Origin of the sequence: Yersinia hibernica, from assembly GCF_004124235.1 — a bacterium.
GTDB classification, from domain to species: Bacteria; Pseudomonadota; Gammaproteobacteria; order Enterobacterales; family Enterobacteriaceae; genus Yersinia; species Yersinia hibernica.
In genome coordinates this window covers 3,817,184-3,840,890 of the sequence record NZ_CP032487.1, presented here as the reverse complement: position 1 = coordinate 3,840,890, position 23,707 = coordinate 3,817,184, and the positions used below count along the sequence as shown (strand labels likewise).

Below are 23,707 nucleotides of genomic sequence, written 5' to 3'. Positions count from 1 at the left end.
CGATGGCCTGGTAAAGGCGAGTCTGAAGCCATTTGAGCGCAGTTTCATTTTGTAGCATTTTTCGACACCAGACAACTTATGTTTTATCGGGGTAGGTGTTTCGAACGAGCCCCGTCTTTTATCGATCTTTTTACGAAAAATCGCCTGTATCTCACTATCAAGTGTATCTCATTAATTTTCGACGATTTTTGGAATTTCAGTTGGACTGTAAAATCCTTATAGACCTATTACGGAGTATAAAAACGCGGGATAATCGGTTGATGATAATTGCGTTCCATTATCTATCGCGATATGGGAGCCGATGACTTGTCCACACCATTTTATGCTTTCAAATGTAACCGTTAAAATCTGCAGATTGGCTTTTTGGAAGGGGATGAAGCCATCACGCATAAAAAAATCACTTATCTTGTCTATGACGAATGACAACGATATTGAGTTGATCAGATTAACTGATCAATATCGACTGATTGATCTGCATAATCGATTTCATAGACTCATTTTCTGACCGTATTCTTACGGGTGCTAACACGGGGAAAGGTGAGTCCTGCGCAGACGGGGCTATACTCAAACAGGATATTATGCTTGTACTCATTACATGTTGGCGAATGTATTTCTCAACGTTAATGGGGGCTCATTTGCATAAGTTTGCCACTCATATCTTTTTGTAGACTCATTGTAATTCACAATGACGTTGCCCATCGATAAGTCATTTTTACGTTATTAGAGGTTAATTGATTCACGGCAATAATAGATAAGCCTCTTGTGAACCTATCGGGTTCTAAAATCCTCCGAATACACATCACATTTCTGGAAAAAATATCTATAGGCATATTCCTACAATGATTCTCATAAACGCCCAGTTTAATTTTTATGATGTTTATTAATCTCTTTGTTCGTAGAGGTTTACCTTGCTGTTGTGAGAAATGTCTTACACATCATGGTGATGATCTGTTTTTTATGAATATTTAAAATTTACTTTTTGTTACATTTAACTCGTTGGTGTTAGATGGCTAATGTTTCTACACTGCGCGCACTGGTATTTAATTGATATGCTAATGCGTGTGAAAAATACCTGTCTGATACTGTTTCATGCCATCCGATGAATGGATAGGGATATCTACTAAAGTGTTTTTTTACTTTAATGCACACCGAGTTAATCAGTGGGCAGTGAATGCTGTGCCGGATAATGTAGATTATTTCTATTCATTTTCTCAGTGGTGGCTTTTTAAGTTTCCTTCCCTTAATAAGGAAAGTCGATGTCCTCTTCAAGCTTCCAAAATGAGATACCTAAAGCACGCATTAATATTAAATTAGACCTGCATACAGGCGGCGCTCAAAAGAAAATGGAGCTGCCTTTGAAGTTGTTGGTGATGGGTGATTACAGCAACGGTCAGGAACAACGCCCACTGTCCGAACGTGAAAAGCTTAACATCAATAAAAACAATTTCAACAGTGTTTTGGCTGAATTCCAACCGAGCCTGAAACTGGCGGTGCCTGACACGCTAGCAGGCGATAACACTGATACCGCCGTTGCCCTGACTTTCCGCGAGATGAAAGATTTCGAACCGGAAAGCGTCGCCCGTCAAATCCCACAACTGCGTGCCTTGCTGGCAATGCGCAATCTGCTGCGTGATCTCAAGTCCAATTTGCTGGACAACGCCACCTTCCGCCGTGAACTGGAAAATATCCTCAAAGACGAAGCATTGAGCGATGAGCTGCGTGCTGAACTGGCGGCATTGGCCCCCAAAGACTGTTAATCGCCGGATTGGCTGCTTGTAGAAAGAAGAAAAGGAATATGCTGATGTCTGTACAGGAAAATGCTGCGCAGGGTACTGCGACGACCGTATTAGAGAAAAACCGTCCCGTAGCCCAGGGGGTTTATGCCGCTTTATTTGAAAAAATCAACCTGAGCCCGGTCTCCTCATTGACGGGGCTGGATGCTTTCCAGAACAACGATACCATGGCCGATGCCACCACTGATGAGCGTGTTACTGCCGCCGTCAGTGTCTTTTTAGATTTGCTGAAGCAATCGTCCAAAAAAGTGGAAAAGCTGGATAAAACCTTGCTGGATGGCCACATTGCGGCACTGGATGACCAAATCAGTCGCCAGTTGGATGCGGTGATGCATCACCCTGATTTCCAACGGGTGGAGTCGACCTGGCATGGCGTGAAATCCCTTATCGATCAAACCGATTTCCGTCAAAACGTACGCATTGAACTACTGGATATCAGTAAAGATCATCTGGTGCAGGATTTTGAAGACGCCCCTGAAATCGTGCAAAGCGGTCTCTACACCCAGACTTACATTCAGGAATACGACACCCCCGGTGGCGAGCCGATTGCCGCCGCTATCTCCAACTACGAGTTTGACCGTAGCCCGCAAGATATCGCGTTATTGCGCAATATCTCCAAGGTCGCGGCAGCAGCCCATATGCCGTTTATTGGCTCAGTGGGTCCAGAGTTCTTTGGTAAAGAGAACATGGAAGAAGTGGCCGCCATCAAAGATATCGGTAACTACTTTGACCGTGCCGAATACATCAAGTGGAAAGCCTTCCGCGACTCAGATGATTCCCGCTATATCGGCCTGACCATGCCGCGCGTGCTGGGGCGCTTGCCTTACGGCCCGGACACGGTGCCGGTACGCAGCTTTAACTACGTAGAGCAGGTGAAAGGGCCGGACCATGACCGTTATCTGTGGACCAACGCCTCGTTTGCCTTTGCCGCCAATATGGTGAAAAGCTTCATCAAAAACGGCTGGTGTGTGCAGATCCGTGGCCCGCAGGCCGGTGGCGCGGTGACCAACCTGCCTATTCACCTGTACGATTTGGGTACCGGTAATCAGGTCAAAATCCCGTCAGAAGTGATGATCCCGGAAACGCGCGAATTTGAGTTTGCCAATCTGGGCTTTATCCCGCTGTCGTACTACAAAAACCGTGATTACTCGTGCTTCTTCTCGGCCAACTCTGCCCAGAAGCCGGCGTTGTATGATACGGCTGATGCGACCGCCAACAGCCGTATTAATGCCCGCTTGCCCTACATCTTCTTGCTGTCACGCATTGCCCATTACCTGAAGTTGATTCAGCGTGAGAACATCGGCACCACCAAAGACCGCCGTCTGTTGGAGCTGGAACTGAATAACTGGATCCGTGGGTTGGTGACGGAAATGACTGATCCGGGTGATGATTTGCAGGCTTCCCATCCACTGCGTGATGCAAAAGTCACGGTGGAAGATATCGAAGACAACCCTGGCTTCTTCCGCGTCAAGCTGTATGCGGTGCCGCACTTCCAGGTTGAAGGTATGGACGTGAATCTGTCATTGGTTTCCCAGATGCCGAAGGCGAAAGCCTGATTGTCATCATTTTTCAAACTGCAGCATTGTTGGCTATGCCCATTCACCCCAGTCAATGACGGGGGTGAATGCCCTTGCCGTAATTTGAAATTCATCGGGCATGATTGTACGCAAGGAAGTACCCATGAAGATTGAACGTCCTCTGTGGACTCGCGGAGTTCTGATTTCCCCGCAGCAATTTCAACAACAGGCTTCTTGGGAGGCCTGGACCAATGAATGCATCGCACAAATGGGCGTCATGCATCCCTGGGGAGTCCTTCAGGCCACTTTTGCATTAGATGCATTGGCTCAAGGCCGCCTGAAAGCAGAACGTTTGCACCTTCGTTTTCAGGACGGTGTCCTGGTGGACACTGATTGTGCTGATGTGTTGCCCCCGACACTGACACTGGCCGCGAATCTGCCGCCGGAGGCCACCGAAGCCACGGTTATGCTGGCGATGCCACAACTGTATGCCAACGGGGGTAACTGCCTGCAACCCGATGAGCGGGGCGAACGGCCCGTGCGTCATCGTCAGGCTTGGCGCGATGTACAAAATCAGTATGGGGATGATAAAAAGCAGGTCGCGGTGATGTACCACCAACTGACCCTGCGGTTGGACAGTCAGGAAAACGGCGATTATCAGGTCTGTCCGGTGGCGCGTTTGCTGCGGGATGCGCAAGGTCGCTGGACACTGGATCCACGTTTTATCCCGCCTATGCTGAGCTTGCAGGCCAGTGCCTGGTGTGGCGAACAGCTGGAATTACTGATGGTGCAGCTTCGGGCGCGTTTACAGCGTCTGATGGGCATGCGCCGGGAAAGCAATGCACGAATGGCTGATTTTGCTGTCGCGGATGTGTCGCTGTTCTGGCTGCTCAACGCCCTTAACAGCGCTGAGCCGGTGCTGGGGAATTTTCAGCGTTATCCACAGATCCACCCAGAACGGCTGTATCAGGAACTGGCAAGACTGGCGGGCAGTTTGCTGACGTTTTCCCTTGAACACGAGGTGACAGCGATCCCAGCCTATCAGCATGAACACCTGACCCGCGTCTTTCCTCCCTTATTTGCTTTGCTGAATATTCTGCTGGAAGCCAGCCTCCCTTCACGGGTGGTGGCGATTGAGCTGGAGCATGAACCGCGTATCAATCAGTGGCGAGCGACCCTGCGTGATCCTCGCTTGCGTGAGGGGGCCGATTTCTATCTGTCGGTACGTTCCACTCTGTCTTCAGCGCAGTTACAAACCCAGTTCCCGCAGTTGTGTAAAGCCGGCGCGCCGGATGATGTCGGTAATGTGGTGAATGTTGCACTGAGCGGGATCCCGCTGCGTCCCCTGAGCCATGTCCCTGCCGCCATCCCCTTGCGCCTGGAAAATCAGTATTTCTCCCTTGATCTCAGCCACCCTGCTGCGAAGCAGATGATGGAGGCAGGGGCTTGTGTGTTCTATGTGCCTGGTACGCTGGGTGAGATCCAACTGGAATTGTTTGCGGTGTTGCGCGCATGAACCATCAAATAACTGAACACTCCCCTACGGGGAATATTGATGCATTACTACAGGATACCTGGCTGCAGGTGATCAGCCTGCGTCAGGGAATGGCCTGCTCCGAAGGTGAAGGGCAGGCATTTTGGCAACGCTGTGTTGCAGACATTGAACGTGTCCATCAGGCGCTGAAAGACGCCGGCCACAGCGAACAAAGTTGCCAGCACATCAGGTACGCACAATGTGCTCTGCTGGATGAAACTGTGAAAGGCCGCGGTGTACAGGATGATGCCTACTTTGTGTGGTGTCACTCGCCCTTGCAGGCGCATTTTTTCAACACTCTAGATGCCGGTAACCAGCTTTATGAGCAGATGCGCACCGTGTTGCGTGAGCCCGCACCAGATAGTGCAGTACTGACCTGTTTTCACCGGGTGTTGATGTTGGGGTTCCTCGGGGGATATCGCTCTATTGCGGTACCTGAACGGGAACAACTGGTCAGCCAACTGACCGCACGGGTACCGGCGTTCAGCTTTTCACCATCACGTGGGATCTTGGCAACTGCCTCATCCCGTAACCGTCTTGGGGTCTGGCTGCGTTACTGGCCAGTGCGACTGGGGTTGGCTGCGCTGATGGTCGCGCTGCTGTGGTGGGGTCTTGACCACTGGCTATCTGGTTTGTTACCGACACTGTTACCGGGGCCAATGTGATGAGTCCGCTGTGGCGATATGGGTTATGGCTATGGGCGGGTCTTCTGGCGGGCATATTGTGTCTGGCGTTCTTGCCTTTCTCCCCGTTAGTCGGCTGGCTTATGTTGTTGCCGGTTGCCCTTATTTGTCTGGTGGGGATAGGGCGGGCTAGACGTCAACCGAACAGGGCACTCTCTAAACCCCCGTTCTCCGGGCTACCCCCTGAAAACCACCGTTTACCGGTGGTGCTGGTCTGTGGTGATGGTCTGGCATCATTATTTGGCACCGAGAGGATGCTGCAGACGGCACAAGGCTGCTGGCTGCGAGTGGATGAGATAAACAGCCTACAACTGTTTACCCGACAGCTTCTGTGGCAGCGGCCTGAATGGGCCGCTCAGTTGGCGGTGATGGTGGTGGTGAACCCGCAGCAACGCAGCGATGAGCGCCTGCTGGCCACCGATCTGCAAGAGCTGCGCTGGCAACTGATGCAACTGCGTAGCGATAGCCGCCATCACATTCCCTTACTGGTGAGCAGCACGGTGGCCACTTCGGTTGCCAGTGATGTGGTTTGGCTGTCACAGCAGCAGACACCGCCGCTGACGCTCTGGTCAACCGTCTCGACGCCGGGATCTCTGGCCGACTGGCAACGCGCACAAAGCAGTGTAGTACAGGCGGAACGACTGAAACAGGCGGTGTTGTTCAGCAGCCATCATGGCTGGTTGAAGATGCAGGTGTTTTCAGTGTTGCAAGTGCGCAATGAGGATGTGGCGCCGGTCGCTGTGCAGCAGATTATTCAGCAGCAGGTTGCTGGTCTGCCAGATATAGAGCAAAGCTCCCTCTGGCAACATTGGCTAACCGCCCATACCTCGCTGACACAGGTGTCCGGTTGGCATCCACCGCCAGCGGCCGCACATGGCGGATTACCTTTGCCGGATTTTGTCTTTTCAGCGCTTCCCCTTGGCAGTGGCGTGTCGTCACGTCGTCGGGTGCTGCGCCATGGTGTCACCTTACTGACGCTGGCGGTGATGGTGGCTTTGTGCAGCAGTGCCTGGCAAAACCGGCAACTGTTGCAGCGGGTGACCTTTGATATCCGCCATTACTACAGTGTTGCCATGACCGATCACGCCCCTAAAGCGCAGGCCGTTGCGGTATTACGGGCGGATGCGGCGGAACTTGATAACGGGTTCCGCAATGGTGAGCCACTGCGTCTGGGACTGGGTTTGTATCAAGGATGGCGTCTGCGACTGCCTTTACTGGCCGCAGTGAAAACTTATGTGCCACCACCGGCTGCGATAGGTAAAGAAACACCCACTACAGTCCGCCTTGATAGCCTGTCACTGTTTGATGTGGGCAAATTTCAACTCAAGCCCGGCAGCATCAAGATGCTGGTTGATGCATTGATGAATATCAGAGCCAAACCGGGCTGGTTGATTGTGGTCGCCGGGCATACCGACATTACCGGTGATGCACCGGCCAACCAAATTCTGTCGCTTAAGCGCGCCGAAGCATTACGCGATTGGATGCTGTCAACCAGCGACGTCTCGCCGACCTGCTTTGCGGTGCAAGGCTACGGGGCGACACGCCCGGTCGCGACTAACGATACGGCGGAAGGCCGTGCGGCCAACCGTCGGGTCGAAATCAGTCTGGTACCGCAGGCTGATGCCTGCCAGGTGCCAGAAACAGTAACCCGGTCGCAGGAACACGCGGCCTCACTCAGTAAGTAACAAGGAGTTTTACATGGCAATTCCAGTCTATCTGTGGCTGAAAGACGACGGCGGTGCGGACATCAAGGGTTCTGTTGATGTGCAAAGCCGTGAAGGCAGCATTGAGATTGTGGCACAGGACCATAACCTGTACATCCCAACCGATAACAATACCGGCAAACTGACCGGTACCCGTATCCATACCCCGTTCGTATTCACCAAAGAAATCGATGCGTCCACCCCGTATCTGTACAAAGCGGTGACCACCGGTCAGACGCTGAAAACCGCCGAGTTCAAATGGTACCGCATTGATGACGCAGGCCAGGAAGTTGAATATTTCAACACCAAACTGGAAAACGTCAAAGTAGTCAAAGTCGCGCCGAAAATGCACGACGTCAAAGATCCGGCTAAAGAGAAGCACAATCACCTGGAACTGGTGGAATTGCGCTACGAAAAAATCACCTGGACCTTCAAAGACGGCAACATCATTCATTCCGATTCCTGGAACGAACGCGCTACGGCGTAATAACACCCAGCAGACGGTTCGCCGTCTGCTTTTTTTGTGTTTTTAGCTAAGCATCGACTCATCGGTATTCCGCTAAACGCATTGATATTTTATCAGATGACCTTATGGGCCTTGGTTTATGGCTATGGGCGGTAGCGTGCCTGACAGGGTAAATGACACACAAGGAAGAGAATTTATGACAACGCATTCAGCACACTTATTACGTCGGTTAAATCCCTATTGTGCGCAGGCACTGGCCGGTGCTGCAACCCTGTGCCAGACCCGTGCCCATGCCGAGATAACCGTTGAACATTGGTTGTTGAAACTGCTGGAACAGGGTGAAGGCGATATCACGGTGATTGCCCGGCGTTATGAGTGGGACATGGACAGCCTGTGGCAGGGGTTGCTGGCCCATCTGGATACGTTGCCGCGCACCGTGCAGGGCAAACCTCAGTTGTCAGCCGCGTTACAGCAACTGATTAAAAGTGCCTGGCTGGATGCGTCGCTACAGGAAGATGCCGATGCGGTGCGTTCCGTTCATCTGTTATCTGCTCTGATAAATTCGCCATCATTACTGGCCGCCGATGCCGCCTGGCCGTTGCTCAGCCTGAGTACTACCCAGTTACACCGTCTGTTACCGCTGCTGGACAGCCAATCCGACGAGCGCCCTGAAGTTCAGCAGGCTGCGGCACTGGCAGACGGCCCGGTCAATCTGACCAATGAGGCAGCGACTACTCCCTCTGCCAGCGGCCAGCCACAACTCAATGACGCCCTGCAAGCGGCGCTGGATAAATTTACCCTCGATGTGACTGCTAAAGCGAAAACCGGGCAGATTGACCCGATTTTTGGTCGCGACAGCGAGATCCGCCAGATGATTGATATCCTGTCGCGCCGCCGTAAAAACAACCCGATTCTGGTCGGTGAACCGGGTGTGGGGAAAACCGCGCTGGTTGAAGGGCTGGCACTGCGTATTGCCGAAGGTAACGTGCCGGATAGCTTAAAAACCGTCAGTGTGCGCACCTTGGACTTGGGCCTGTTGCAAGCCGGGGCTGGGGTCAAAGGTGAGTTCGAGCAGCGGCTGAAAAATGTTATCGAGGCGGTACAACAATCGCCAACACCGGTGTTGCTGTTTATCGACGAAGCCCACACCATCATCGGTGCCGGTAATCAGGCCGGTGGCGCAGATGCGGCCAACCTGCTGAAACCGGCACTGGCGCGTGGCGAGTTGCGCACCATCGCTGCCACCACATGGTCGGAGTACAAGCAGTATTTTGAGCGCGATGCCGCACTGGAACGCCGCTTCCAGATGGTGAAAGTTGACGAGCCGGACGACGCCAAAGCCAGCCTGATGCTGCGCGGCTTAAAGGGCCGCTACGCCCAGCATCACGGCGTGCATATTCTGGATTCTGCTATCACTGCGGCGGTTACCTTGTCGCGGCGCTTCCTGACCGGCCGCCAACTACCGGATAAAGCGGTTGACCTGCTCGACACGGCCGGTGCCCGGGTGCGCATGAGCATCGACACGCTACCGGTCGCGCTGATGGAAATTAACGCCGAACTGGCCGCGCTGGCGATGGAGCAACAGGCCATCGAACAGGACTTGCTCCTGCTGCCGAACATCGGTTCAACGCGCTTATCTGAGATAGAGCAACGCCGCGCAGAACTGCTGGTTGGACAGCAGCAGCTTGAACAGCAATATGAAGCAGAGCAACGGCTGACCACCCTGATTATCGACGCGCGTCAGGATATCGCCAACGCGGCACATCTGGCCAGGTTGCAGGAAGAGTTAAGTCAGATTCAGGGTAATGCGCCGCTGCTGTCGCTGGATGTTGATGTCCGCACCGTCGCCACGGTTATCGCTGACTGGACCGGCGTGCCGTTGAGCAGCCTGCTGAAAGACGAACAGACCGATTTGTTGCAACTGGAAAACCACCTCGCGAACCGGGTGGTCGGTCAGGATGCGGCACTGGTTGAGATGGCACAACGCCTGCGCGCCGCCAAAACCGGCCTGACGTCCGAAAATGGCCCGCTGGGGGTGTTCCTGCTGGTTGGCCCCAGTGGGGTGGGCAAAACCGAGACTGCGCTGGCACTGGCCGACACACTGTTCGGTGGTGAGAAATCGCTGATCACCATCAACATGTCCGAATATCAGGAAGCGCACACCGTCTCCCAACTCAAAGGTTCGCCGCCGGGCTATGTCGGTTATGGTCAGGGCGGTATTCTGACAGAGGCGGTGCGCAAGCGCCCGTACAGCGTGGTGCTGCTCGATGAAGTTGAGAAAGCGCACGCCGATGTCATTAACCTGTTCTATCAGGTATTTGACCGTGGCTTTATGCGCGACGGCGAAGGGCGCGAAATTGATTTTCGTAACAGCGTGATCCTAATGACTGCCAATTTAGGCAGTGATCATCTGATGCAGTTACTGGATGAACAACCGGAAGCGACGCACAGTGATTTACACGAGCTGCTGCGCCCGATCCTGCGCGACCATTTCCAGCCCGCGCTATTAGCCCGCTTCCAGACCCTGATCTACCGGCCACTGGATGCCACCGCGTTGCGTACCATCGTCGAGATGAAACTGGCGCAGGTCGCCAAGCGTCTGAACAAACATTACGGCCTGCACTGCACGATTGAAGAAAGCCTGTACGACCAGCTGGTCGCCGCCTGCCTGTTGCCGGACACCGGTGCGCGCAACATCGACAGCCTGCTGAATCAGCAGATCTTGCCGGTATTGAGCCAGCAACTGCTGAGCCGTATGAGCGAGCAACAGCGCACCACCTCGCTGACGTTGGGCTGGGATGAAGCCGACGGCATTACCCTTGAATTTGAAGGAGGCGAAAAATGAATACCTCTCTCCCTGCTATTCGGTTTGATCATAGCCACCACAAACTGGTGGTACGCGACAGCACGGCCTCTGTTGATGTACTGGGCTTTGAAGGTCACGAAAGTTTAAGCCAGCCGTTCTGTTACGACATTCAATTCACCAGCACAGACAAGGCGATTGACCCGGCCACGATGCTGATGCAGGACGCGTCACTGACATTGGCGGCCCCAGTGGCCGAAGCCTTTGGCGTGATGCTTCAGCAAACTCAGCGAGTGATCCACGGCGTGGTGACCGGATTTAAACGCCTGTCTGCTTCAAAAGATGAATGCCGTTACGAACTGAGCCTGCAACCGCGTTTGGCTTTGTTGTCGCGTAGCCATCAGAACGGGATTTATCAGGACATGTCGGTGCCGCAGATTGTGGAAAAAATTCTGCGTGAGCGCCATGACATGCGCGGCCAGGATTTTGTCTTCACGCTGGCCCGTGAATATCCGCGCCGCGAGCAGGTGATGCAGTACGGCGAAGATGACCTGACCTTTATCAGCCGCCTGCTGGCGGAAGTGGGGATCTGGTTTCGTTTTACCGCTGACCCCAAGCTTAATATTGATGTGGTGGAGTTTTACGACGACCAACGTTTTTACCCGCCAGGGCTGACGCTACAAGCGGTGCCACCTTCGGGAATGCACGACAGCGCCGTGGAGTCGGTCTGGGACTTGTCCAGTGCTCATCAGGTGGTTGAAAAATCGGTCAGTACCGGCGATTACAACTACCGCATCGCGACTGCCGATATGACGGCCGGGGCAGACATCACTCGGGGTGATACCACCACCTACGGCGAAGCTTATCATTACGCCGATAACTACCTGACCGCAGGCAGCGAGGGGCGTGAGCCGGAAAGTGAAAGTGGGGCATTTTATGCCCGCCTGCGCCATGAACGTTACCTCAATAATCAGGCGCGTTTTTCGGGGGTGGCCAATGCGGCGACATTGGGGCCGGGTCAGGAACTGAAAGTCACCGGAAACGATGTACCGGCACAGTTTGGTAAAGGGGTGGTCATCACCCGCATCACCAGCTATGCCCGCCGTGACCGCAGCTATGAAGTGCATTTTGAGGCCATCCCTTACTCCGAAGATTATTGCTTCCGTCCAGCACTTATCCGCAAGCCGACCATGGCCGGGACCTTGCCGGCGCGGGTGACCAGCACCACTGCGAACGACACTTATGGTCATATCGACAAAGACGGGCGCTACCGTGTCAATCTGATGTTCGACCGTGACAGTTGGGAGCCGGGTTACGAAAGCTTGTGGGTTCGTCAGGCTCGACCGTATGCGGGTGACACCTACGGCCTGCACCTGCCGCTGCTGGCGGGCACCGAAGTGGCGATTGCGTTTGAGGATGGCAACCCGGACCGGCCGTATATTGCCTCTGTGTTGCACGACTCGGCGCACGGCGACCATGTCACCATCAGTAATTACAAACGCAACGTACTGCGCACTCCGTCGAATAATAAACTGCGCCTTGAAGATGAACGAGGTAAAGAGCACATCAAGCTCAGCACCGAATACGGCGGCAAAAGCCAACTGAACCTGGGGCATTTAGTTGATAACGAGAAACAGCCTCGGGGTGAAGGTTTTGAGCTGCGTACCGACAGTTTTGGTGCATTGCGTGCAGAAAAGGGCCTCTTTATCAGTGCCGACGGTCAGGCCAAAGCCCAGGGGCAGGTGCTGGAGATGGCGCAACCTATCAGTTTGATGAAAGGTGCGCTAAACCAGATGACGGAATGGGGAAGCATTACTCAGACGCATCATAATTTCCCGCCAGAGAACAGCAGTTTGAAGCAGCTTTTGACTGACTCAACCCAGCTTAAAGGCCCTGTCCTGTTGATGAGTGCGCCACAGGGTATTGGTGCGGTTACGCCAGAAAGTCTGTTGCTGCAAAGTGGCAAAGCAATGTATCTGCAAAGTCAGGGGGAAATAAACCTGACCAGCTCTCAGCGATTTTCGGCAAATGCCTCCCAAGCGGTCTCTCTGCTTTCACAACAGGAAGGGATGCGGCTGGTCTCAGGCAAAGGGCCATTAGAAGTTGAGTCACACGGCGATGTACTTTCCCTGACGGCATTAAAAGATGTCACTGTCCAGTCAACTCAAGGGCATCTGCAATTGACCGCCAAGAACGGCATTACACTGGGGTGCGGTGGGGCATATATCCGTTTAACACCACAGGGTGAAATTGAGATCCACGGGCCAGGACTATTAAGCCTCAAAGGGATGCATAAAATGGAGTCCCCGGCGAGCCAGGATTTCCCATTGCCAGAATTACCCAATTCGGTGTGTAAAGAGTGCCTTAAAAAGGCACAGGCACTCGCGCAAGGCTTTGTGCCAAGGAGCGCATAACAATGAATAACGAGCAGGTTATTAAGTGGGTTGAATTAATTGAGTCATCCTGTAGCGATTTAAAAATAAAACACATCGATATGATTATCGATCAGGCGGGAAGTGACTTTTCGTTGCTCCCGACACTCACAAACTTTGAAACTGCCATTCAATGGGACTCTTTGTTTAAAGACCTTCCTGAAGAAATACTTTTGGAGGATGCGCCGTTGTTGATCCGTATCGATCTCGACAATACGCTACAGCGGCAATGGATGATTGAATTGGCCATGCAGTTAGCCGGGACAGGGCAATTATTAATGCTCTGTTCGGTCTGGCCCTTCGCCAGTCTCGCTGATTACTTAACTCGCTGTACTAACGTGGTCTGTGGCAGCCAGGAGGGGATTTTTCGGTTCTATGACTCCCGAATTTTTCCTTTGCTATTTTCGCATATTCTCGATGCCAACCAGCAAGCTCATCTTCTGCGCCCGGCTATTTTTTGGAGCTGGCTGGACAGAGATAACCAACCCCGTCAAATCGCAGGGAATGGCGCATTGCTCAAACGTGAGGAGGAGATATCTATGCTGATCCTCGACGACAGGCAACTGGAAAATTTAATGTGTGTCTGTGACGTGAATCTATTACTCAGACACCTCACTGTTCCAGATACCTTAATAATGGGGCAGGAAACAGTGTTCTCTGTTTGTTACGAGGGAATGATGGCGGCCACGGAGGCAGGGTTATTGATGGATGACGAAAGGGACGATTTCGTCAAGCAACGCCTCTTGGGAACAGTGACATGAAACTCAACAAATTCAGCCTGCTGGCGGGGCTTTTTCTGCTTTCGGCTTGTACCCAATCTGGCGCAGAAGCGCAAGGTGGTGGCGGCAGCATCGAAGCCATCAACCACACTCATTGGGCTATCAATAACTTCAGCATCGATGGCCAGTCGGGTATAGATGCTATCGGCCCTTATCAGGGCGGCGGCGGCGGTTGCTGCTATGGCGTCTCGGGGGCATGGCGCCCGGGGATGACAGTCAGAGTTGATTGGGAGAGTGGTGTCGGTGAAATGGACGGATTTCCAGGGTTTGCTGACAGAGTTAAATATAAAGCCTGGAAAAAAGAAATAAACGCTCAAAAGCGGCAGCATAGCAAAGTGGTACCCGTACCTGATTACACCGGACAAAAAACCTGCGGTATCACGGTACACTTTATGCCTTGTGATGAGGTAAAAGTCACCACTTCCTGTGCCACCTACAACAGCCCTAATTACCCGATAAAAGAACCGTTGAAGATGCCGGAGCCTAAAGTATGTCCGAAATAAGTCTCTCGAACGCTTAACCCACTGATAACAAAAAGCTTATGATTTCCTGATTTATTGGTGAGCGGTAAATCCTAAGCCACGTGTTATTCATCAGTCTTACCTCAACGGAAGGAACAGTGACATGAAACTCAACAAATTCAGCCTGCTGGCAGGGCTTTTTCTGCTCTCAGCGTGTACCCAGCCCGGCGCAGAAGCACAGGGCGGCGGGGGTGTCATCAAAGCCATCAACCACACCCACTGGGCCATCTACAACAGCCCGATGGCCAATTGACCCGGTTAAAGAACGACCGGGAATGACAGTCAGAATTGACTGGGAAAGTGGTGAAAGCAGTATGAAGGGATTTCCAGGGTTCGGTGATGATGCTAAGTATTTGGCATGGGAAAAAAAAATGAGTGCCAATAACCGGCAGCATAGCAAAGTGGTACCTGTGCCGGACTATACCGGGCAAGAAACCTGCGGTATCACAGTACATTTTATGCCTTGTGATGAGGTAAAAGTTACCACCTCCTGTTACATCTACAACAGCCCTAATCACCCAATTAAAGAACCGCTGAAGATGCCGGAGCCAAAAGTATGTCCGAAATAAGCACAGAAAAGGATATTGCCTGGTATCCGGCGCAATTTCCGGCGCAAGGGCGGTTACCGACTCAGGCGGCACTGGTGGGAAAAAACTGCCATCAGCAGGACAGTCAGGAACGCGCTTACCGGCAGGAACTGTGTTTGGCCGCAGACCGGCGGGTTGAACCGCCATGCTGTAACACTTTACATATCAGCCTGTTTTTCGACGGCACCGGTAATAACCTTAACAACGATCAGTATTTGTCCGACCCTAAGCACCCAACCAATATTGCCCGGCTGTTCCGTGCCACCATCGGCACCGGTTATGCCGGGGGCGCAGAAAAAGAACCGTTGGATAGCAGCGATAGCATCAGCAAAAAATATTTCAAATACTACATTCCCGGCGTCGGTACCCCGTTCCCCGAGATTAATGACCTTGAATACAGCATGACCGGGCTGGCGGGGGCACGCTTTGGTGAAGACCGGATAAACTGGGGGTTGTTGCGGCTAATTGATGCTCTGATGCTTACTATGGGCATGAAAGAACTGAGTAATAGCGCCTGCTTGTCGGCGATAAAAGGCATGAATACCTCCTGGGCATCCCTGGGATTCGGCGGGTCACATAACCGCTATGAAGAGTTCAGTAAGCAGCTCAAACAGCTTGAATCGAAGCTGCGTACCGCGCTGACGCCGGCCGAGCCGGGCAAGCCGAAACTGCTGGGCATCAAACTCTATGTATATGGTTTTTCCCGCGGCGCCGCCGAGGCACGCGCCTTTGTCCGCTGGCTGAGTGAGTTGTTGCCAAAACCAGAAGCCGAAGGCCTACAGCCGGAACAATGTTTGGCGATAAATGATTTAAAAATCCCACTGAGTGTCGAGTTCCTCGGGCTGCTGGATACGGTGGCCTCGGTGGGTATTGCCCATGTGGCACCGGTTGCCGAAGGGCATATGGCCTGGGCCGACGGTACTCAGGAACTGCCCGATGAGGCCACCTATGGCGGATTTATCAAACGTTGTGTGCATCTGATTTCGTCTAATGAACAGCGGTTATGCTTCCCGCTGGACTCTATCCGCCATACCGACGGCAAATACCCATCCAACAGCGTGGAAGTGGTTTATCCGGGCATGCATTCTGATTTAGGTGGTGGTTATCCTCCCGGCGATCAGGGCAAGGCAAATGCAAAACATGATGGTTTTTTGTTATCGCAGATTGCATTACATGAAATGTATGCTGCTGCATTTGCTATCGGAGCGCCACTTAAAGTACCAGAGGATAGTTTATCTCCAGCGTTGGCACATGATGAATGGCGTAAAATGTCATTTGATGTGGGTAGAGAGTTTTTCATTTCAAAGGATCTCATCAACCGTTTCAACGCCTGGCGTGAAGTTACACTGAATTTGCCGCCAGCCCCACAAGAGTTAACCGCTGAACAGGCCGCACAGTTTGAACCGGTGCGTGCCAGCGTCACGCTTGAAAAAGCGGTGAATAACCAGATGGGGTGGATCACTGCCTGGCGTATTAATCGCTATGCTGGGGCTACTCTGCTTAACACCCCGTTTTATCAGCAAATAAATGATAAAGATGGTACCGCTTTGCAACTCAAAGCTTCCAAAGATGCGCGCGATGCCAAACAGGCGGATGTGGAAAAAGAAAGGAAAAAATTACTGGCTGAACATCGCCCAGGTGACCCAGCCCCACTCCTACCACCGGGGGTGAAGGATTTTGACCCAGATATCGCCAAAACCCAGCTCTATCAGGCCGCTCAGGAATTTGGTCATGACTATCGTGGTGAATCACGCAGCCTGACCAGTGCCTGGCAGTTGGTGCTGGATAAAATCCCACAAACGGCCATTTTCCTGATCAATACCGATGACGAGCGGGCAGAATTCAAACGGATGAAAGCCGATGGCGACGCGCATGTCAAGGTGCTGTTCCCGCCGCAGGGCGAAGCGAGCAATGCCGAGCAACCCAGTGGCTTACTTCGTGACTTATATGACGAGCAAGTTCATGACTCCCGTGCGTGGTTCCTGCACGCCACCTTTGGTAGCCGCGAGCCCTGGGGCGGCTATTTCCGCGACCGAATGGTCTACTTCGGCGACAACTGCAATAAAGAACTGTCACTGCTGACCATTGCGGGCAATGTGGTGGGTGTGGCCACGCTGGTAGGCGGAGTTGTCTTTAGCTTTAAACAGAAAAAACTGGCGGGAAAATTGTCAGGACTGGCAGGTACCGCGGGTGTGATGGCACTGGAAGCCAAAGCGCTGGATTTAATTACCGGAGAGCCACTCCCCATGTTGCCGGAAGCCGATCTGTTGACGGCATTCACGCAGGCACCTGGTGCCGTGGCCAGTCTGCAGAAAGAACTCCTCGGTGAACAACAGCTCGAACAGGCAAAAACAATGATTGCCTCGCGCTGGGCACAGGCGGAGTCATTACTGACGTCGTAGTCAGGAGTTAAACCATGAAAAATATCATACGACAGGGCGATAGCCTGCGGGAATACGGTGGCAAAGTGTTGGGGGGGCATTACCAGTGCTTTGGTAAAGGTATCGCCTGCAAAGGAGATGCAGCCCTGTGTCATCGCCATGGTATGACCCGCATTGTGGAAGGCAGTGCCATCTCAGAGGTTGACGGGCAGCCTGTCGCGTTACACGGGCACCGCTGCGCCTGTGGCTGCACGCTGGTGAGTTCTTTCCCCGATGTCGGGATAGAGCAATGAGACCCCAGCCAACCTTTCCCGCTTACCGCCATGCCCGACCGCCGACAGGTAAACGCTGGCTGGCTGCCGGGGCAACCGTGTTATTGCTGACCGGCGGTATCGCTGCACTGCTACGTCACCCGGAAGCAGGGTACGGCCAGGTGGTCATGGTGATTGGCTTTATTACCGTGCTAAGTGCGTTGGTCTGGGGGCTACGCGTCCTGTTTTATCGCATTGCGACGCATAACGCGCAGTTATATCACCATGAAGTGAAACAGGTTCAGCAGCAATGGTGGGCGCGGCACTGCCAGCATATTGCGTTGACCGAGGCGGTCTTAATCGGGCCGGCCGGAACAACGTTAACCCAGTGGCAACGGCTGATTAACCGCGATCACCGTCAACCGGACGTCCGTATTGAGTCCGGTGGCAAGGCACTGCGCTTACTGCACTCGTTTGCCGTCGATATCACGGAAAGAGAAAAGCATCTGGCGAAAACCCTGGTATTACAATGGCGCGAGCAGCATCAGGGGCCACTGGCAATAACGCCGCTGCGTTGTTACTGGTCAGGTTCAGCGGCGTCCTGGTTAGTTTTTTCCACGCAAATGGCCTTGTCTTTTCCCGACGTCGTGTTACCCGCGCATCCTGTCGTGTGGCGAGGTGAGGAAAGCATGACAGAAATCATTGATGAGTTTACGCATTCGGCACCTGAGTCTTTCTTTCTCTGTGCGGGATGCTGCTCACTCCCGGCTTCACATGAAAGCCGATTACCGGCTGGGGAAGCCGCTGTTTTGTGGCGACTGGGTCAGACAGGTAAAGTGCAATTCTCGCGTGGAGAGGTTTTTAACCTTTCCCCTGATGAGAGTATCGTCGCTGTTGCCCAGCGAGCATTAGATCAAAGTGAATTAACTCAGCCCCCCGATACCAGCTTTTTATTTTCACAACCCCCTATTCCTGACCTGAACGAAACGGGGTGGAATGTGACTCAGCATGTTCAGGATCTCAACTGGGGTGAGCTTGCTGAGATTGAATCGATGGTGGCTCAAACGCTTGCCGCCTTCTTCGCGGAACACCATGCAATGCCTTGTGGCTGGCTGGCTCGCGATCCTAATCACACACTCGCGCTTGGAATTGTTAAACCCTATGGATCAGGAAAATAAGCCTGCTGAAATATCAGTGGCCCTTACCGTTGTTATCTTTATCACTACGCTGACGCTGGTCATCTTTCTGGGAGGGCTGATATGGTGGTTCTGGGGGGAGCAAAAATCCACCGACTGGAATGTAGTGCGCAATCTGGTGATGATATGTCTCTTTATCTGGATTATCTCGCTGAGCGTACTGACATTAGGTTTTATTGCCGCCCGTCAGCTCATCAAAGATAAAGTTCAGGGCCCCAAACGTACCCTTAAAGCCACTCGACAGAAAACACCCTACTCTGAATCCATTAAGCTGAAAACCCGTCTGCGCCGCCGTTACGGTCTGTTCTGGCGCTACAAAGTCCGGCTGCTGATGGTGGTGGGTGAACCTGACGAAATCGCCGCATTGGCACCGCAACTGGCGGAACAGGGCTGGTTGGAAGGGCAGCGTACGGTGCTGGTTCACGGTGGTAGCGTGCAAAATCCGGCCGATGAAACCGGGCTGAGTGAGTGGCGTAAACTGCGCCGTGGCCGCCCGTTTGATGGCATTGTTTGGGCGATAACCGCCGCGCAAAGTGGCACTCCGCAGTGGATGGACAACGGCTTGCGAACCCTGGAAAAAATGGGTGCAACCTTGCGTTATCAACCACCGGTATATCTGTGGCAGGTCTGCGACAGCGAGTGGGCTCAGGATACGCGGGTGGAGCAGCCAGTCGGGGTGGTGTTCCCGGCGAAAGCCACGCCAGAGGCGGTTGAGCTTCAACTGCGCGCTCTGTTGCCTCAGTTACGTGAGCAGGGGATGCAGCAGCTCTCTGTCGAACCACACCACGATTTTTTGTTGCGCCTGGCGCAGTCGCTGGAGCAGGGTGACGCCACCCGCTGGCGGCAGCGCCTGACGCCGTGGTTTACCGAGTATGCCTCTCGTATTCCCCTGCGTGGGTTGATGTTCAGTTTGCCGGCGGTATCAACATCGGCGGCGCATGTGCACGAGAAAAACTGGACTGCATCTGACCGCTGGCAGGGGGTACTGGATGACTGTCGTTCTGCCCGTGGACGCCGTGTCGGGCTGCCGTGGGAGCAGACATTGTGCTACAGCTTGCTGGCACTGATAGTGCTGTGGGGCGTGGGCAGTGTGGTGTCATTTGCGGTCAACCGTCACCAAATGGTCTCTGCCGCGCAGCAGGCACAGCAACTGGCGCAGTCGCAAGCGGTCTCTGACCAGCAACTCATGGCCCTACAAGCCCTGCGCAATGATATCGGGCGCTTACAATCTCGCGTGGCGCAGGGGGCACCTTGGTATCAGCGCTTTGGCCTGGATCATAATGCGCCGCTGCTTGAGGTCCTGATGCCGTGGTATGGCCAGGCCAACAACCGCATTCTTAGGGATGCCACCGCGCAAAGCCTGCATCAGAAACTCAGTGAACTGGCGGAACTGCCGGCTAACAGCCCGCAACGTGCGGCACTGGCAAAAACAGGCTATGACCAGTTAAAGGCCTATTTGATGATGTCACGCCCGGAAAAAGCCGATGCTGCATTTTATGCACAGGTGATGCAGACCACCGAGCCTGCGCGTGCCGGTGTGTCTCCTGGTCTGTGGCAGAGTCTGGCCCCAGACTTATGGCAATTTTATGCGCAAAATCTGCCTGCTCAGCCGGACTGGAAAATTAAACTGGATACCGGGTTGGTAAGCCAGGTACGGCAGGTCTTGCTGGGGCAGATTGGTCAGCGCAATGCAGAAAGTACGCTGTATGAAAACATGCTGCTATCGGTGCGTCGCAACTATGCCGACATGACGCTGATGGACATGACCGGCGACACTGATGCTCAGCGTCTGTTCCAGACCTCGGAATCTGTGCCCGGTATGTTTACCCGCAAGGCCTGGGATGAGCAAATTCAGCAGGCAATAGATAAAACGGTGGCCTCCCGTCGCGAAGAAATTGACTGGGTATTGAGTGATAACCGCCGTGCGATATCAGAAGACATTTCACCGGAAGCGTTGAAAAAGCGGCTGACGGAACGTTATTTCACCGATTTTGCTGGGAGTTGGCTGAGTTTTCTCAACAGTTTGCACTGGAATGAGGCGCATAACTTGTCGGATGTGATTGACCAACTGACGCTGATGAGTGATGTGCGCCAGTCGCCGCTGATTGCGCTGATGAACACGCTGGCGTGGCAAGGACAGACCGGGCAGCAGAATCAGGCGTTATCGGATTCTCTGGTGAAGTCCGCCAAAGCACTGATGCATAAAGACCAGACCCCGGCCATTGACCAGAGTGCCGATGGGCCAGTAGGCCCGCTGGACGAGACCTTTGGCCCGCTGCTGGCATTGATGGGTAAAGGCGATACACAAAACAGGATGTCGTCCGACAGCTCGCTGAGCCTGCAAACGTTACTCACCCGCGTGACTAGGGTACGGCTTAAGCTCCAGCAAGTGGTTAATGCCTCGAACCCACAAGAGATGACGCAGGTGCTGGCCCAGACCGTTTTCCAAGGGAAAAGTGTCGACCTGACGGACACGCAGGAGTACGGCAGCCTGATTGCCGCCAGTCTGGGAGAGGAATGGAGCAGTTTTGGGCAGACGATGTTTGTTCAGCCGCTGACGCAGGCGTGGGAGACCGTGTTGCAACCTTCGTCGGCCAGCCTTAACGACCAGTGGAAAAACGCGGTGGTGGCCAATTGGAAATCAGCCTTTGACGGGCGTTACCCGTTTGCCGCCAGTAAAAGCGATGCTTCACTGCCGATGCTGGCCGAATTTATTCGTAAGGATAGCGGGCGTATCGACAGCTTCCTGACCCGTGAGCTGGGTGGCGTGCTGCATAAAGAAGGGACACGCTGGGTTCCGAGTAAAGTGAACAGCCAGGGGCTGACGTTTAACCCGGACTTTCTGGCGGCCATTAATCAACTGAGTCAAGTCTCCGATATTCTGTTCACTGACGGCAGTCAGGGGCTGCGCTTTGAGCTACTGGCACGTCCGGTTCCGAATGTGGTGGAAACCAATTTAGCGATTGATGGACAGAAATTGCATTATTTCAACCAGATGGAAAGTTGGCAGAGTTTCCGCTGGCCGGGTGATACCTACAAACCCGGTACGCTATTGACCTGGACTGGCGTGAATTCCGGGGCCCGTTTATACGGTGATTATCAGGGGACATGGGGATTGATCCGCTGGCTGGAACAGGCAAAACAGAAAAAGCTGGATGAAGGGCGTTATCAACTGACCTTCACCACCACAGATAACCAATCACTGCAATGGATATTACGCACCGAGCTGGGCAAAGGCCCATTAGGTCTACTGCAACTGCGTAACTTCACCCTGCCTGCGCAAATTTTTCTGATACAGAACGCCCCCCCAGCGGCATCTGATCGGATCGATGATGAGGATATGACAGAGGATTAATCTCTTTTGTCACCCCCTGATATTGACCAACAGGAGCCATGATGGCGACGTTAAATACCCTGATCACTGCCTGTGCCGCGGCCCCTGATTCACTGTTATTAAAGGCAGAACAACAGGTTACACTTTGGGAGCGCTGGTTACAGCCGGTGACGACTGACCAGCACAGCGGAGAAGACCTCAGTTACAATGACGACTTCCAGCAGATGCGTGAAGAGGTCAATAAACTCTCAGGTGCTGATACTACGTTAGCCAGCGAGCTGGCAGAAAAACTGTTAACCCTGCATGGCAAAGATGTGCGGGTGGCAACCTATTACATTTGGGCGCGTTTACACCGTGATGGCGAGGCTGGGCTGGCGGATGGACTGGCACTGCTGGCCGGGCTTATCAGCCGTTTTGGTGAAACCCTGCATCCGTTGCGCGCAGCCAGTCGAAAAACTGCGCTGGAATGGCTATCGAGTTCTCGCGTGCTGGACAGTTTGTCGCTCTATCCTGAAGTGGATAATGCGGATTTTGAACGCATCGTTGGCGCACTGGCGTTAATCGAACAGAGCCTTAGCTGCTGGGATGACGCATCCCGTCCGCAGTTTGGTGGATTGTATCTTGCCTTGGAACATCGTCTGGCGCAGTCCGGTGGACCGAATGCGGTGGTGCCACAAAACAGCAGCGGGTCATCATCGGCAGGGAGTCAGGGCCAGACTGCTATGGTTTCACCGGAGTTGCGGCCAGTCCAGTCGGGGCGTGACCTGCTCGACCAGGCTAAAACGTTAGCAAAATACCTGCGTAACCAGCCGCAGGGATGGCTCTCCGGGCATCATCTTATCAAGAGCGTGCGCTGGGATACGGTACACCAGTCACCGCCGTTGGATGTGAGTGGACGAACCCGACTGGTACCGCCGCGCCCGGAATATCGCGCGCTGCTCAAGCGTCTTTATCTGCAACAAAACTGGCTGGAGTTGTTGGAACAGGCGGAATCGATATTTGCCGAAGGGGTCAACCATTTCTGGCTCGATGTGCAGTGGTATCTGCATCAGGCACTCAGTAAAGCGGGAGCCCCATTCGATGGCTGGGCAGCTTGTATCACCCAGGATTTACGTCTGTTACTGACCCGGCAGCCGGGGCTGGAAGGGCTATGCTGGAGTGACGGCACGCCGTTTGCTGATGAGGTGACGCTGGGGTGGATAAACCAGCAGGTGCTGGAGTCGGTGTCGGGCTGGGGCAGCGAGCCTGCTGCCGTGGTGTCATCCGGTGAAGATGGCATTCTGTTGCTGGAGTCAGAAGCTCTGGCTCAGGCGGACAGTGAAGGGATTGAAGCCGCACTTAACTGGTTGCAATCCCGTCCGGGTATTACCACTGCCCGCCATCAGTGGCTGCTGCGTTTGGTGATGGCCCGCGTGGCGGAGCAGTACGGCAAGAATGATATGGCACTGCATCTGCTGAGTGAGCTTGATAGCCGCGGCGCATTGCTAACCTTGCCGCAGTGGGAGCCGGGGCTGGCGTTTGAAGTCAAAGCCCGAAGTCTGAAGCTGCTGCGGATGAAAGCACAACGCAGCGACAGTGAAAAAACCCGCCTGCATATCGAAATGGAAAGCTTGCTCAGTGGGCTTATGGCCCTCGACCCGGCCCGTGCGGCCGTATTATGCGGATAACCGAAAAGAAAAATATTGCATAAAAAACGTGTTTTTCCTTGTTCCACGCTGTTTCTGAAA

Annotated in this window: 15 protein-coding genes and 1 pseudogene; all 16 read left to right on the top strand. The window is 53.5% G+C overall.

Features of this window, described 5'->3' with window-relative positions; translation table 11 throughout:
- The first annotated feature begins 1,256 nt into the window (after positions 1 to 1,256).
- The 16 genes and pseudogenes from tssB to tssA all read left to right on the top strand — a co-directional run bounded on the left by tssB (position 1,257) and on the right by tssA (position 23,647).
- Positions 1,257 to 1,757: a type VI secretion system contractile sheath small subunit gene (gene tssB / locus D5F51_RS18070; protein ID WP_038630827.1), complete on the top strand. Its 501-nt coding sequence runs from the start codon at positions 1,257 to 1,259 to the stop codon at positions 1,755 to 1,757.
- Between the two features lie 38 nt (positions 1,758 to 1,795).
- Positions 1,796 to 3,349, top strand: a complete 1,554-nt coding sequence (gene tssC / locus D5F51_RS18065) for a type VI secretion system contractile sheath large subunit (RefSeq protein ID WP_050292347.1) — start codon at positions 1,796 to 1,798, stop codon at positions 3,347 to 3,349.
- Between the two features lie 124 nt (positions 3,350 to 3,473).
- Positions 3,474 to 4,826: a type VI secretion system baseplate subunit TssK gene (gene tssK / locus D5F51_RS18060; protein WP_050292348.1), complete on the top strand. Its 1,353-nt coding sequence runs from the start codon at positions 3,474 to 3,476 to the stop codon at positions 4,824 to 4,826.
- Positions 4,823 to 5,509 carry a type VI secretion system protein TssL, short form gene (tssL, locus tag D5F51_RS18055; RefSeq protein ID WP_083162569.1) on the top strand — a complete coding sequence of 229 codons (687 nt, stop codon included), beginning with the start codon at positions 4,823 to 4,825 and terminating at the stop codon, positions 5,507 to 5,509. Before tssK ends, tssL begins: the two co-directional genes overlap by 4 nt.
- On the top strand, positions 5,509 to 7,212 hold the full coding sequence (locus D5F51_RS18050; RefSeq protein ID WP_129199453.1) for an OmpA family protein: 1,704 nt from the start codon (positions 5,509 to 5,511) through the stop codon (positions 7,210 to 7,212). Before tssL ends, D5F51_RS18050 begins: the two co-directional genes overlap by 1 nt.
- A gap of 13 nt (positions 7,213 to 7,225) precedes the next feature.
- Entirely contained in the window at positions 7,226 to 7,717 is a 492-nt protein-coding gene (locus D5F51_RS18045) for an Hcp family type VI secretion system effector (RefSeq protein ID WP_002210014.1), read from the top strand.
- A gap of 175 nt (positions 7,718 to 7,892) precedes the next feature.
- Complete coding sequence (gene tssH, locus D5F51_RS18040) at positions 7,893 to 10,541, top strand: type VI secretion system ATPase TssH (RefSeq protein ID WP_129198229.1); 2,649 nt, start codon at positions 7,893 to 7,895, stop codon at positions 10,539 to 10,541.
- The gene (gene vgrG / locus D5F51_RS18035; protein WP_129198227.1) at positions 10,538 to 12,913 is read left to right on the top strand and encodes a type VI secretion system tip protein VgrG; all 2,376 of its coding nucleotides are present in this window, start codon (positions 10,538 to 10,540) and stop codon (positions 12,911 to 12,913) included. Before tssH ends, vgrG begins: the two co-directional genes overlap by 4 nt.
- Positions 12,914 to 12,915: 2 nt before the next feature.
- A complete protein-coding gene (gene tla1, locus D5F51_RS18030) occupies positions 12,916 to 13,692 on the top strand; it encodes a toxin Tle1 chaperone Tla1 (RefSeq protein WP_129198225.1) in 777 nt (258 codons plus the stop codon).
- A complete protein-coding gene (gene tli1a / locus D5F51_RS18025; protein ID WP_129198223.1) occupies positions 13,689 to 14,213 on the top strand; it encodes a Tli1a family immunity protein in 525 nt (174 codons plus the stop codon). The genes tla1 and tli1a (D5F51_RS18025) overlap by 4 nt, the downstream gene beginning before the upstream one ends.
- A 121-nt stretch (positions 14,214 to 14,334) precedes the next feature.
- Positions 14,335 to 14,800, top strand: a pseudogene (gene tli1a, locus D5F51_RS18020) (Tli1a family immunity protein).
- A complete protein-coding gene (locus D5F51_RS18015; RefSeq protein WP_129198221.1) occupies positions 14,788 to 17,220 on the top strand; it encodes a T6SS phospholipase effector Tle1-like catalytic domain-containing protein in 2,433 nt (810 codons plus the stop codon). The pseudogene tli1a (D5F51_RS18020) and the gene D5F51_RS18015 overlap by 13 nt, the downstream one beginning before the upstream one ends.
- Before the next feature lie 14 nt (positions 17,221 to 17,234).
- A complete protein-coding gene (locus D5F51_RS18010; RefSeq protein ID WP_025377078.1) occupies positions 17,235 to 17,492 on the top strand; it encodes a PAAR domain-containing protein in 258 nt (85 codons plus the stop codon).
- Positions 17,489 to 18,628: a hypothetical protein gene (locus D5F51_RS18005; RefSeq protein ID WP_129198219.1), complete on the top strand. Its 1,140-nt coding sequence runs from the start codon at positions 17,489 to 17,491 to the stop codon at positions 18,626 to 18,628. The genes D5F51_RS18010 and D5F51_RS18005 overlap by 4 nt, the downstream gene beginning before the upstream one ends.
- Complete coding sequence (locus D5F51_RS18000) at positions 18,612 to 22,001, top strand: ImcF-related family protein (RefSeq protein ID WP_206197186.1); 3,390 nt, start codon at positions 18,612 to 18,614, stop codon at positions 21,999 to 22,001. The genes D5F51_RS18005 and D5F51_RS18000 overlap by 17 nt, the downstream gene beginning before the upstream one ends.
- 41 nt (positions 22,002 to 22,042) lie before the next feature.
- Positions 22,043 to 23,647 (top strand): type VI secretion system protein TssA, encoded by a 1,605-nt coding sequence (tssA, locus tag D5F51_RS17995; protein ID WP_129199449.1) that lies wholly within the window; start codon positions 22,043 to 22,045, stop codon positions 23,645 to 23,647.
- The last annotated feature ends 60 nt before the right edge of the window (positions 23,648 to 23,707 follow it).